Genomic DNA, 13,062 nt, shown 5'->3' with positions numbered 1-13,062 from the left:
CCAAGGAACAAACGCAACATGAGCAAGACTCTGGAGAATCAGGTCGCACTGGTGACCGGCGCATCGCGCGGGATCGGCCGTGCCATCGCGCTGGAGCTCGCACGGCAGGGCGCAACGGTGATCGGTACCGCCACGAGTGAGTCGGGCGCTGCTGGCATCAGCGAGTACCTGGCGGGCGAAGGCCTGAAGGGCAGTGGTGTGGTGCTGAACGTCAACGATGCGGCGCGCTGCGAGGCAGTGATCGACGAGATCATCAAGGCGAATGGCGGTCTGAACGTGTTGGTCAACAACGCCGGCATTACGCAGGATCAGTTGGCCATGCGCATGAAAGACGAGGATTGGAGCGCCGTCATTGACACGAACCTGACGGCTGTGTTCCGTCTGGCCCGTGCCGTGCTGCGCCCGATGATGAAGGCCCGTGGCGGCCGCATCATCAACATCACCTCGGTGGTCGGCTCCACCGGCAACCCCGGCCAGATGAACTACGCTGCGGCGAAGGCTGGTGTCGAGGGCATGACGCGTGCGCTGGCCGCCGAAATCGGCAGCCGCAACGTCACCGTCAACTGCGTGGCCCCCGGATTCATCGATACCGACATGACCAAGGTGCTGTCGGAAGAGCAGCATGCGGCGCTGAAGACCCGGATTCCTCTGGGTCGTCTTGGCCAGCCGGAAGACATCGCCAATGCGGTGGCATTCCTGGCTGGACCGCAGGCCGCCTACATCACGGGCACTACGCTGCACGTGAACGGCGGGATGTACATGAATTGATGGTTCCGCCCGGGATCGGTTTCGAGGGAGAAGCCGAAAGAAGCCGGGCGAAGCTGTTGTTTTTCAAACCAAACGGGCGCGATTCTTGCAAAGCTTGGCAGGCGGATTTTTTGTGGTCCAAACCTGCTAAAATGCGCCCACTTTTTGTCGAACTTCCCTGGAGGGTTACATGGACAATATCGAACAACGCGTCAAGAAAATCGTTGCTGAGCAGCTTGGCGTGGCCGAGGCAGACATCAAGAACGAATCGTCGTTCGTGAACGATCTCGGTGCGGACTCGCTGGACACGGTTGAACTCGTGATGGCGTTGGAAGATGAATTCGGCATGGAAATTCCCGATGAGGAAGCCGAAAAGATCACGACCGTGCAACAAGCTATTGACTACGCTACCGCGCACGTCAAGGCTTAAGCCGTCGTCTTCATATTCCGAGCCACAGAAGGCAGGTCGGCGGGGCCATTACGGTCCTGTCACGCTGTTTTCTGTGGCTTTCGTCTGTTCGACGAAGCAGAATCGGAATGATCTCAGCCGCTTCCTTTCGCAAGGAATCATTTCCTATCGGCAGGAGCAGCGAGATCCTGAATCAATCCAATTCCGCTTCACGTACTCGTAGGAAAAAATAGTGAGCCGTCGTCGCGTCGTCGTCACTGGGCTTGGCCTTGTGTCTCCCGTCGGAAACACGGTTGCCGAAGGCTGGGCCAATCTGGTTGCCGGCAAGTCGGGCATCGCCACCATCACCAAGTTCGATCACTCTCCCTTTGCTGTGCACTTTGCGGGCGAAGTGAAGGGCTTCAATGCCGAGGATTACATCCCGGCCAAGGAAGCCCGGAACATGGATACCTTCATCCATTTCGGCATCGCCGCCGGTTCGCAGGCGCTCAAGGACAGCGGCCTGGAAGTGACCGAGGCCAACGCCGAGCGCATCGGTGTGCTGGTGGGCTCGGGCATTGGTGGGCTGCCGATGATCGAAGATACGCAGATGACGCTGGCCGAACGCGGCCCGCGCCGGATCTCGCCGTTCTTCGTGCCGGGTTCGATCATCAACATGATCTCCGGCCACCTGTCGATCATCCACGGCCTCAAGGGCCCGAACCTGGCTGCGGTGACGGCCTGCACGACCGGGCTGCACAGCATCGGTCTGGCGGCGCGTCTGATTCAGGCGGGTGACTGCGATGCGATGCTGGCTGGCGGAGCAGAGTCGACGGTGTCGCCGCTTGGCATCGGCGGTTTTGCGGCGGCGCGCGCGCTGTCCACGCGCAATGATGATCCCGCCGCGGCGTCGCGCCCGTGGGACAAGGACCGCGACGGCTTTGTGCTGGGCGAGGGTGCTGGCGTGATGATGCTCGAGGAGTATGAGTCGGCCAAGGCGCGCGGCGCGCGAATCTATGCTGAACTCATCGGCTTTGGCATGAGCGGTGACGCGTTCCACATGACGGCGCCGAACACCGACGGTCCGCGCCGCTGCATGGTCGCTGCGATCAAGGATGCCGGAATCAATCCGGACGAAGTGCAGTACCTCAACGCGCATGGCACCTCGACGCCGCTGGGTGACAAGAACGAAACGGATGCCGTCAAGCTGGCATTCGGTGATCACGCCTACAAGATGGTGGTCAACTCGACGAAGTCGATGACTGGTCACTTGCTGGGCGGCGCTGGGGGTCTGGAGTCGGTGTTCACGGTTCTGGCGATTCACAATCAGATCTCGCCGCCGACCATCAACATCTTCAATCAGGATCCCGAGTGTGATCTTGATTACGTCGCCAATACGGCACGTGACATGAAGATTGATGTCGCCGTGAAGAACAACTTTGGCTTCGGCGGTACCAACGGTACGCTTGTTTTCCGCCGCGTCTGATATCGCGCGCGTTTCGCATGACACGGGGCCGGCTGGTGACAGCGGCCCCCGTCCCATCCTGTACTCCCCGGCATTTCCCCGAACCTCAGGGTTGCACGCAGGTGCAACCGCGTTCGTGGCCAGGCGGAACCTTATTGCGCAGTTGTGGTCACAGAATGCGCTCCGCGACACCCGAAATCGCCTGGATCGTAGGTAAAATACAACGCTTGTCTTGACGACGAAACCAAGAGATACACTGCAGCAGGTGAACTATTCGTGAGTGAACGCGAAGCCGATCAGCTTCTAGTTGAACGCGTCCAGCAGGGCGACAAACGGGCCTTTGAGTTGCTGGTGACCAAATATCACCGCAAGATCATCCGCCTGATCTCCCGCCTTGTCCGAGACCCCGCCGAAGTGGAGGATGTGGCGCAGGATGCCTTTATCAAGGCATATCGCGCCCTGCCCCAGTTCCGGGGCGAATCCGCTTTCTACACGTGGCTGTACCGGATCGCCGTCAACACGGCCAAGAACTACCTGGCCACCCAGGGACGGCGGCCGGAAGCGTCCAGCGATATCGATGCCGAAGAGGCTGAAACTTTTGCGGACGGTGAGCAACTAAGGGATATCAATACGCCGGAGTCGATGCTCCACACGCGCCAGGTTGCCGATACGGTGAACCGCGCCATGGAGGCATTGCCGGAAGAATTACGCACCGCCATCACGCTGCGCGAGATCGAAGGCCTCAGCTACGAGGAGATCGCGGAGGCGATGGGGTGTCCGATCGGTACGGTGCGCTCGCGGATTTTCCGGGCGCGCGAGGCGATCGCCGAGAAATTGCGTCCGCTGCTGGGAACGGCAGAGGGCAAGCGGTGGTAGGGGATGCTAGCAGGATGCTGGTGTCTCACAGTTTGAATGTCGTGCAGCCAGCGTTGCAGCCTATTCCTGCATCGATAAACGACAAGCGGTAGTGACGGGATTTATCGGTGTTCGATGGAATTTCTTGGGGTTGGAAATGGGTCAGGCTCATAAGCAGTCGGTTCATGTAATGGAAGCCGCGGAGCAGATTTCCGCATTGATGGACGGCGAGCTGGCGCCGCACGACGTGGATGCCGCGCTCGGCCTTGCCAAAGGCGACGCCGGTATGGCCGACTGGTCGATGTACCAGTTGATCGGCGATGCGATGCGTTCGGAAGAGTTGACGCACGCAGGGTCGACCGAAGCCTTCCTCTCCCGATTCTCCGCGCAGCTTGAAGCCGAACCGCATGTGCTGGTGCCGGCTGTCGCGCAGGCTGGTCGTCATCGCCTGCTGGTGCGCCCATCGTGGGTGCGCCGTGTGGTGCCCGGTACCGCGATTGCCGCCGCGGTGGCCGCTGTGAGCTGGGTCGTGGTTCCGCAGATGCGTGGGCCAGGCGGTGTGGGCGCTCCGGATGCTGTGGTTGCAAGCGTCGAGCAACCGGCCGGTGCGACGGTGAAGGCTGGCGTTGCTGCTCCGGCGGCCGCGGGTTCGATCATGGCGGTCTCCGCCGATAGTGCCCAGATGATTCGCGATCCCCGTCTCGATGAATACCTGCGTGCCCATCGCGCGTCGGTCGCAACCGATGCCTTTGTGCCGACCATGCGTACGGTGGTGAATGGTGTCAACTTCTCTCAGGACAATTCGCAGGAATAATGCCGGACATGCATAAAGGACCGTCGCTCGCCAATGCAGCGGGCGTACACGGAAAGAAGGGCCTGCGGAGGTCCTTTTTTCTGGCCTTATGTCTGACCGCTGCCGCCGCGACTGCGCAGCCGTCTGACTCCACGCTGAACCGCCGTGACGCCACGGCGTGGCTGAACAAGATCCATCGTGCTGCCCAGCGGGAGAACTACGTTGGTACGTTGATTTATCAGCGCGGCAGCATCATCCATGCGTCGCGGATCCAGCATTACAGCGATCTCGTAAACAACGAGTACGAACGACTGGAAACGTTGGACGGCAAGCCGCGCGAGGTGCTGCGCCAGAATGATGTGGTTCACAGCCTGATTCCTGAGGCCAAGCTTGTGGTCGTGGAGAAGCAGGAGGCGAAGGACCGCTTCCCGGCGCTGCTGGCGACGAACAAGAGCGACGTGCTCGACCTGTACGACATGCATAAGCTGCCGGCCGAACGCGTCGCCGGCGTCGAGTGCGAGGTCTTCTCACTGGACCCTCACGACACGGCACGTTACGCGGTACGGTTGTGGGCCGACAAGAACTCGGGCCTGCTGATGCGCGCACAGACGATCGGCGAAGGCGGTAAGGTACTCGAGCAGGTCGCATTCTCGCAGGTCGATATCGGCGTGCCTTCGGACAAGCAGCGCATCCTCAATGCGATCAAGGGCGCGAGTTCCTGGAGCCATTACGAGGTTACCTATCAGCCTGCCAGCATTGCCGACGAAGGGTGGTCGATCAACACGCCGATCAAGGGCTTTCAGAAGATCCGGGAAGTGCGCCGCCCACTGGGCGAGTTGCACGCGCCGACCTCGACCAACAAGTCCGGGCAGGTCTTCGAAGTATTGCAGGTCGTCTACAGTGATGGCCTGACGGGGCTTTCGGTCTTCATCGAACCCGTATCCGAGCAGCGTGCGCGCCGCGAGGGCGTGGCGTCGCTAGGCGCCACCCAGGTCGTGGTACGGCGCGTGGCCGATTTCTGGATTACCGTGGTCGGCGAAGTGCCTGCTTCTACGGTGAGGCAGTTTGCGGCCGGCGTGGAGTACCGCCCGCCCAAAGCGGTACACTGACCGAAATCGGTCCGGCGGCGGTGGAGTGGCAGCCCCGCAACACCGCCAGGCAGTACGCTTCGCAGGCGTCCCCGGCCTTATGCGCTGCGAAGCGCTGTGAAGCATCCGTTTCTCGCTGATCTCCCGGGAGTTTTGTCGATGATTTCCAGATCTCCAGCCCTGGCAAGGGTCGTGGTCATGGTGGCCATGCTCGTGTTCGGTCCGGCTGTTTCCGAATTGGGGCACGCTCAGGCAGCGGCCCAGAACTACAACCTGCCCGACTTTACCGACCTGGTCGAGAAGGTGAGCCCGGCGGTCGTGAATATCCGCACGACGGAGCGTGTGCGCTCGCGTGGCGGCAATTCCCCCGATGACGACGAAATGGCGGAGTTCTTCCGTCGCTTCTTCGGCGTGCCAATGCCCGGAACGCCGGGACAGCCTCGCCGTGGGCAGCCTCCGCAAGGACAAGGCCAAAGTCAGGGGCAGGGCGAAGAGATGAGCCGGGGCGTGGGTTCCGGCTTCATCATCAGCCAGGACGGCTACGTGATGACGAACGCCCACGTCGTGGCAGAGGCAGACACGATCTACGTGACGCTGCCTGACAAGCGTGAATTCAAGGCCAAGCTGATTGGTGCGGACAAGCGTACCGACGTGGCGCTGCTCAAGATCGACGCAACGGGTCTGCCGCGCCTGCCGCTCGGGGATTCGGACAAGGTCCGCACCGGCGAGTGGGTGTTGGCCATTGGTTCGCCGTTCGGCCTGGACAGCAGCGTGACCGCCGGTATCGTATCGGCCAAGGCGCGCGACACCGGCGACTACCTGCCGCTTATCCAGACTGACGTGGCGGTGAACCCTGGCAATTCGGGTGGCCCGCTGATCAACCTGCGCGGCGAGGTCATCGGCATCAATTCGCAGATCTACAGCCGCAGCGGCGGTTATATGGGCATTTCGTTCGCGACCCCGATCGACGAAGCGATGCGTGTGACCGAGCAACTGAAGGCGACTGGCAAGGTGACGCGTGGGCGGATCGCCGTGGCGATCGGCGATGTGACCAAGGAAGTGGCGGACTCGCTGGGTCTTGGGCGCACTCGCGGCGCGCTGGTTGGCAGCGTCGAGCCGGGCGGTCCTGCCGAAAAGGCTGGTATCGAGGCGGGCGACATCATCCTGAAGTACAACGGACGGGATATCGAGAAGGCTGCGGATCTGCCGCGGATGGTCGGAGACACCAAGCCGGGCACGCGCGTGCCGATGCAGGTGTGGCGCAAGGGGCAGACGCGAGAGGTAATGATCACGGTGGCGGAGCTTGAGCCCGACACCCCTCGCGCCACGCCGCGCCGCGGTGACAAGCGCGGCGGAGGTACCGAAGAGGCACCCGCGCCGAAGCCGAATGCACTGGGCCTGATCGTCAACGACATTCCCGAGGCGCGGATGCGCGAGCTCAAGCTGAAGTCAGGGGTGGAGGTCGACACCGTTGATGGTCCGGCCGCCCGTGCCGGGATCCGTCCGGGCGACATTATCCTGCGACTCGGCGATACCGACGTGACCAGCGCGCGGCAGTTCAATGATCTCGTCAAGGGACTGGACAAGAACAAGATGGCCGCCGTGTTCGTGCGCCGCGGCGATGCTACCCAGGTACTGACGCTGCGTCCGAATCAGGCGCGCTGACCAGGTCCTGGATCTAGCCTGTAAAAATCGCGCCGGACAAGTTCCGGCGCGATTGTTTCGTGGTGGGTGCGTCAAGCGCCATTTTGGCGCCTCGCGCCCCGCACCGCCCGAGTTCAATTCGCGGACGGAAGTCCTTGAAAATCCGGTAAAATCGCGGATTGGCGCGAGCTCCGTGCGCCCCAACTTTTTTGCTCCCGCGCCCGACAGGCCTACCATGAGCGCGCCGGTGCTTCCCAGAACGTTAGATGGACCACATTCGTAATTTCTCGATCATTGCCCACATCGACCATGGCAAATCCACCTTGGCCGACCGGATCATTCAGCGCTGTGGCGGGCTGTCCGATCGCGAAATGGAAGCGCAGGTGCTCGATTCGATGGATATCGAGAAGGAGCGGGGCATCACGATCAAGGCCCAGACCGCCGCGCTGAGCTACAAGGCGCGCGACGGCCAGGTCTACAACCTGAATCTGATCGATACGCCGGGACACGTCGACTTCAGCTATGAAGTCAGCCGCTCCCTGTCCGCATGCGAAGGCGCGCTGCTAGTGGTCGACGCCTCGCAGGGCGTGGAAGCCCAGACTGTGGCCAATTGCTACACGGCCATCGAACTGGGCGTCGAAGTCGTGCCCGTGCTGAACAAGATCGATCTGCCGCAGGCCGACCCGGCCAATGCGATCCAGGAGATCGAGGACGTGATCGGCATCGACGCGCAGGACGCCACGCCGTGCTCGGCCAAGACCGGCCAGGGCGTGGAAGACGTGATCGAGGCGCTGATCGCCAAGGTTCCGCCGCCCAAGGGTGACGCCGCCGCGCCGCTACAGGCGCTGATCATCGACTCCTGGTTCGACAACTACGTTGGCGTGGTGATGCTCGTGCGCGTGGTCAACGGCACGCTTCGCCCCAAGGACAAGGTTCTGCTGATGGCCACCGGCGCCCAGCATCTGGTGGAGCAGGTCGGTGTGTTCTCGCCCAAGTCGGTTCAGCGGGACGAGCTGACGGCGGGGCAGGTGGGATTCGTGATTGCCGGCATCAAGGAATTGAAGGCAGCCAAGGTTGGCGACACGATCACCACTATGACGCGCCGCGCCGAAGCGCCGCTGCCGGGCTTCAAGGAAGTCAAGCCGCAGGTGTTCGCGGGGCTGTACCCCGTGGAATCGAATCAGTACGAGGCCCTGCGCGAATCGCTCGAGAAGCTGCGCCTGAACGACGCATCGCTGCAGTTCGAGCCGGAAGTCTCGCAGGCACTCGGCTTCGGTTTCCGCTGCGGCTTCCTGGGTCTGCTGCACATGGAGATCGTGCAGGAGCGTCTGGAGCGTGAATTCGACATGGACCTGATCACGACCGCGCCGACCGTGGTCTATCAGGTTCAGCAGCGTGATGGCACGGTGTTGACCGTCGAGAACCCGGCCAAGATGCCCGATCCGAGCAAGATTGAAGCCATTCTCGAGCCGATCGTCACGGTCAACCTGTATATGCCGCAGGATTATGTCGGCTCGGTGATGACGCTGTGCACGCAGAAGCGGGGCGCGCAGATCAATATGAGCTATCACGGCAAGCAAGTGCAGCTCACATACGAGATCCCGATGGCGGAAATCGTGATGGATTTCTTCGATCGCCTGAAGTCGGTATCGCGCGGCTACGCATCGATGGATTACGAGTTCAAGGAATACCGGCAATCGGATGTGGTGAAGGTGGATATCTTGATCAACAGCGACAAGGTCGACGCCTTGTCCGTGATCGTGCACCGTTCAAACTCGCAGTATCGCGGTCGCGAGGTGGCGGCCAAGATGCGCGAGATCATCCCGCGTCAGATGTACGACGTAGCCATCCAGGCCGCCATCGGCTCGAATATCATCGCGCGCGAGAACGTGAAAGCGCTGCGCAAGAACGTGCTGGCCAAATGCTACGGCGGCGATATCAGCCGGAAGAAGAAGCTGCTGGAAAAGCAGAAAGCAGGCAAGAAGCGGATGAAGCAGGTGGGGACCGTCGAAATCCCGCAGGAGGCCTTCCTGGCGATCCTGCAGGTGGACGACAAGTAAGCGCGCCCCAGCGACGACACAACATCGACATCACTTGAAGCCGTTATGAATTTTGCACTGATACTTTTTGTGCTGGTGGTCATCACAGGCATAGCCTGGGTCGCGGACAAGCTGGTGTTCGAGCGACAGCGCCGGAGCGTGGCGCAACTCGCGCTGGCCGAATTCGATGCGCGTCGTAATGACATGCAGTCGATGCAGGGCGGCGCAGACATCGATCGCTCGCGTGCGCGTCTGGCGGAAGAGAAGCTGCGCCAACCGTGGTGGCTGGAATATTCGGCGAGCTTCTTCCCGGTGATCCTGGCGGTGTTCGTGCTGCGCTCGTTCGTGGTGGAGCCGTTCAAGATTCCGTCGGGATCGATGATCCCCACGCTACTGATTGGCGACTTCATCCTGGTCAACAAGTACGACTACGGCATTCGTCTGCCGGTCGTGAACAAGAAGATCATCAGCCTCGGCGAGCCCCAGCGCGGCGATGTCATGGTGTTCCGCTATCCGCGGGATGAGTCGCTCGACTACATCAAGCGCGTGATCGGCGTGCCGGGCGATGTGGTGCAGTACGAAAACAAGAAGCTGACGATCAATGGCAAGCCGGCCGAGTACAGCCCGCTGCCGGATTATCTCGACGAAGAACGTCTGGCGTACTCGAAGCATTTTGTCGAGAAGTTGCCGGGCGGTCCCGAGCACGGCATCCTGAATGACAACGATCGCCCCGCCTTCGTGGCCGGTGCCGATCCCGATTTTCCGTTCCGCGAAAACTGCACTTACAATCAGCAGGGCGTGACGTGTAAAGTGCCGGAAGGTCACTATTTCGTAATGGGTGACAACCGGGATAACAGCCTGGATTCCAGATACTGGGGGTTCGTGCCTGATCAGAATATCGTGGGCAAGGCGTTCCTGATCTGGATGAATCTGGGTAATTTCGGGCGCGTGGGGTCGTTCAAGTAACGCTCGTTCGGTTTCACGCGGCGCAAGACACTCAAAAAAGAGGGAAGCGCAACATGGGTCAAAAGCGGTTGGGTTCTCCGGGGCGAGTTCGTTTCGATGTGATTCATCGGGCGCGTGGATTCTCGCTGGGATCGTTGCTTGTCGTTGTCATCATTGTGGGGGCGGTCGCCGTACCGGCGTTGAAGGTAATTCCAAGCCTGATCGAGTATTTCTCCATCAAGCGCGCCGTCAACTATGCCAAGGGTACTGGTACCAAACGTAGTGACGTCGCAGCCAGTTTCGACAAACAGGCCGCGATTGATCGCATTTCATCGCTCAAGGGCGAGGATCTGGATATAGAAGAGGACGAAACCGGGCGGATCCGCGCGGTCGGCTTCGAGTACCGGACCGAAATTCAGATTTATGGTCCGTTGAGTTTTTTGATTACCTACTCGGGAACGCAGTAACGACATGACCCTCGACGCCTTGCAGCAACGTCTCGGCTACCGATTCAGCAAGCCCGAATTGCTGCAGCAGGCGCTCACGCATCGCAGCCATAGCGCCCAGCACAACGAGCGCCTGGAGTTCCTGGGCGACTCGGTATTGAACTGCGCCGTGGCCGATATGCTCTTTGGCATGTTTGGCAAGCTCGACGAAGGCGATCTTTCCCGTGTGCGCGCCAATTTGGTCAAGCAACAGGCGCTCTACGAGATCGCCCAGATGCTGCAGCTTTCCGATGCGCTGCGTCTGGGTGAGGGTGAGTTGAAGAGCGGCGGTTTCCGCCGCCCCTCCATTCTTGCCGATGCGCTCGAGGCTATCGTTGGTGCCGTGTTTCTCGATGCGGGGTTCGACGCGGCACGCGCGTTGATCCGCAAGCTGTATATCCCGATCCTGGAGCAGGTGGACCCGCGCACGCTGGGCAAGGACGCCAAGACGCTGCTCCAGGAGTATCTGCAGGGCCACAAGATTGCCCTGCCGCAATACAACGTCATCGCCACGCACGGTGCGGCGCACAGCCAGCAATTTGAAGTCGAATGCATCGTGCCTAAACTGGAGGTGCGCGTGTTCGGTACCGGCGCATCGCGTCGCGCCGCTGAGCAGGCAGCGGCCAAGCTCGCGCTCGACGAAGTCCAGAAGCTCGTGCCGCAGTTGCTCAAGCGCAGCCGTGCCGAACGTACGGGCAAGACGCGCAAGCAGCCGGTGCCGCCCGATCCCCAGTTGTCTCTCAGGTTGAAGGAATGACCGATTCTCTCCCTCCGCAGCAAGATGCGGCGGAACCCTCAGGTGCCGTGGCATTTCGCTGCGGCACAGTGGCCATCGTTGGCCGTCCGAATGTTGGCAAGTCCACGCTGATGAACGCGCTGGTCGGCCAGAAGATCAGCATCACGTCACGCAAGGCACAGACCACGCGGCATCGTATCGTCGGTATCCAGACGACCGATGACACCCAGTATGTGTTCGCGGATACACCTGGTTTCCAGACTCGCCACGCTAGTGCGCTGAACCGCTCCCTGAACCGCGCCGTGACGTCGACGCTGTCGTCGGTCGATATCGTGCTGTTTGTCGTCGAAGCCGGCTATTTCGGTCCCGATGACGAGAAGGTGCTGTCGCTGCTCCCCAAGAACGTTCCGGTGCTGCTGGTCTGCAACAAGCTCGATCGAATCGGCGAGGGTCGCAGCGAAGTCATGATGCCGTTCCTTGAGCAGATGGGGCAGCGCTTCCCGTTCCGGGAGGTGGTGCCGATGTCGGCCAAGACGCGCGATCATATCCAGCGTCTGTTGGCGATCATCCGGCCGTATCTGCCGGAAGGCGAGCCGATGTACGACGTCGATGCAATGACCGATCGCAGCGAGCGCTTCCTGGCGTCCGAGATCATCCGCGAAAAGGTGTTCCGCTGGACCGGCGACGAACTGCCTTACACCAGCACCGTCGTGATCGACAAATTCGAGACCGAAGGGCGCCTGCGCAGGATTTTCGCGACGATCCTGGTCGAACGCGACGCGCACAAGGCTATGATCATCGGCAACAAGGGCGCCAAGCTCAAGCAGATCTCCACCGAGGCACGCCTGGATATGGAGAAGCTGTTCGATGGCAAGGTCTACCTGGAGATGTGGATCAAGGTCAAGAGCGGCTGGGCCGATAACGAAGCCGGACTGCGCGCCTACGGCTACGAGTGAGCAAGATGCCTGACGTGCGCCGCGCTGCTGCGCCGCGTGCGCGCAGCGCTGACCCGATTGCCGAGGAAGCCGCGGAGCTGCTGGGGTCTGGCGCGGTACCTGCCATGAACGCGGCGGTCAGCCCCTCGGTGGCGGCCGGCCGCGAAATGATGGATCGCGCGATGCGTATCGTTCCGGCTCGCTCGGAACTGCGCGTCACCAATGAGGCGGGCTTCGTGCTTCATGCGCATCCTTATCGCGAAACCAGTCTGGTTCTCGACGTCTTCACGCGCGATCACGGTCGCGTGGCCATGGTTGCGAAAGGGGCCAAGCGGCCGCATTCCGCACTGCGCGCGGTGCTGCAGCATTTTCATCCGGTCGCCCTGTCCTGGACCGGCCGCGGCGAGGTCAAGACGCTGACCAAGGCGGAGTACGTGGGCGGCATGCTGCCGCTTGCCGGCGACGCACTGCTTTCCGGCTTCTACCTGAACGAACTGCTGCTGCGTTTCTGCCCGCGCGAGGACGCGCATCCGGCCCTGTTCCGCCACTACATGGCGACGCTGACGCGCCTGTCGCATGGCGAGCCGGCCAGCTTCGTATTGCGCAGCTTCGAGCGGGTGTTGCTGCAGGAGACTGGGTTTGCGGTAGCGTTTGATCAGTGCCTCCGATCGGGCGAACGCGTGCAGCCAGGGCTCGATTACGTCTACCAGCCCGAGCGCGGGGTGCGGCGCGCGCATGCGTCAGATCCGTCGAGCTGGCCCGTGGTGTCGGGACAGACGCTGCTGGATATGGCGCAGGATGATTACTCGCGCGCGCAGACCGTTTCGCAAAGCCGCGCACTGATGCGGTTCCTGCTGCATTATTATTTGCAGGGTGCGCCGCTGAAGACGCGCCAGATCCTGATCGATCTGCAGTACCTTTAATATCCCAATTCTCCTGAGA

Annotated in this window: 13 protein-coding genes; all 13 read left to right on the top strand. The window is 61.4% G+C overall.

Translation table 11 applies throughout. The features are described 5' to 3' along the window. Positions 1-18 precede the first annotated feature (18 nt). The 13 genes from fabG to recO all read left to right on the top strand — a co-directional run bounded on the left by fabG (position 19) and on the right by recO (position 13,043). A complete protein-coding gene (fabG, locus tag B2246_RS20940) occupies positions 19-768 on the top strand; it encodes a 3-oxoacyl-ACP reductase FabG (protein ID WP_017515590.1) in 750 nt (249 codons plus the stop codon). Between the two features lie 169 nt (positions 769-937). Then, positions 938-1,177: an acyl carrier protein gene (acpP, locus tag B2246_RS20935; RefSeq protein WP_008644813.1), complete on the top strand. Its 240-nt coding sequence runs from the start codon at positions 938-940 to the stop codon at positions 1,175-1,177. 211 nt (positions 1,178-1,388) lie between these two features. After that, positions 1,389-2,621 (top strand): beta-ketoacyl-ACP synthase II, encoded by a 1,233-nt coding sequence (gene fabF / locus B2246_RS20930; RefSeq protein WP_011517021.1) that lies wholly within the window; start codon positions 1,389-1,391, stop codon positions 2,619-2,621. A gap of 255 nt (positions 2,622-2,876) precedes the next feature. Then, positions 2,877-3,476 (top strand): RNA polymerase sigma factor RpoE, encoded by a 600-nt coding sequence (rpoE, locus tag B2246_RS20925; RefSeq protein ID WP_008644807.1) that lies wholly within the window; start codon positions 2,877-2,879, stop codon positions 3,474-3,476. A gap of 136 nt (positions 3,477-3,612) precedes the next feature. Further along, positions 3,613-4,269, top strand: coding sequence for a sigma-E factor negative regulatory protein (locus tag B2246_RS20920; RefSeq protein WP_008644804.1), 657 nt, complete (start codon positions 3,613-3,615; stop codon positions 4,267-4,269). A gap of 8 nt (positions 4,270-4,277) precedes the next feature. After that, the gene (locus B2246_RS20915; protein ID WP_008644803.1) at positions 4,278-5,357 is read left to right on the top strand and encodes a MucB/RseB C-terminal domain-containing protein; all 1,080 of its coding nucleotides are present in this window, start codon (positions 4,278-4,280) and stop codon (positions 5,355-5,357) included. Positions 5,358-5,495: 138 nt separating this feature from the next. Beyond that, positions 5,496-7,001 (top strand): DegQ family serine endoprotease, encoded by a 1,506-nt coding sequence (locus B2246_RS20910; protein WP_035884894.1) that lies wholly within the window; start codon positions 5,496-5,498, stop codon positions 6,999-7,001. A gap of 245 nt (positions 7,002-7,246) precedes the next feature. After that, positions 7,247-9,040 (top strand): translation elongation factor 4, encoded by a 1,794-nt coding sequence (gene lepA, locus B2246_RS20905; protein WP_008644801.1) that lies wholly within the window; start codon positions 7,247-7,249, stop codon positions 9,038-9,040. Between the two features lie 45 nt (positions 9,041-9,085). Then, positions 9,086-9,985 (top strand): signal peptidase I, encoded by a 900-nt coding sequence (gene lepB / locus B2246_RS20900; RefSeq protein WP_008644800.1) that lies wholly within the window; start codon positions 9,086-9,088, stop codon positions 9,983-9,985. Positions 9,986-10,038: 53 nt separating this feature from the next. Further along, a complete protein-coding gene (locus B2246_RS20895; RefSeq protein WP_051705568.1) occupies positions 10,039-10,431 on the top strand; it encodes a DUF4845 domain-containing protein in 393 nt (130 codons plus the stop codon). A gap of 4 nt (positions 10,432-10,435) precedes the next feature. Continuing rightward, a complete protein-coding gene (gene rnc, locus B2246_RS20890) occupies positions 10,436-11,206 on the top strand; it encodes a ribonuclease III (protein ID WP_008644793.1) in 771 nt (256 codons plus the stop codon). Beyond that, positions 11,203-12,141, top strand: a complete 939-nt coding sequence (era, locus tag B2246_RS20885; protein ID WP_011517012.1) for a GTPase Era — start codon at positions 11,203-11,205, stop codon at positions 12,139-12,141. Before rnc ends, era begins: the two co-directional genes overlap by 4 nt. 5 nt (positions 12,142-12,146) lie before the next feature. Further along, positions 12,147-13,043, top strand: coding sequence for a DNA repair protein RecO (gene recO / locus B2246_RS20880; protein ID WP_286881714.1), 897 nt, complete (start codon positions 12,147-12,149; stop codon positions 13,041-13,043). The last annotated feature ends 19 nt before the right edge of the window (positions 13,044-13,062 follow it).

This window comes from Cupriavidus sp. UBA2010 (assembly GCF_002335265.1).
GTDB classification, from domain to species: Bacteria; Pseudomonadota; Gammaproteobacteria; order Burkholderiales; family Burkholderiaceae; genus Cupriavidus; species Cupriavidus metallidurans.
The sequence above is the reverse complement of the archived record's forward strand: the minus strand, read 5'-3'. Positions and strand labels throughout refer to the sequence as shown.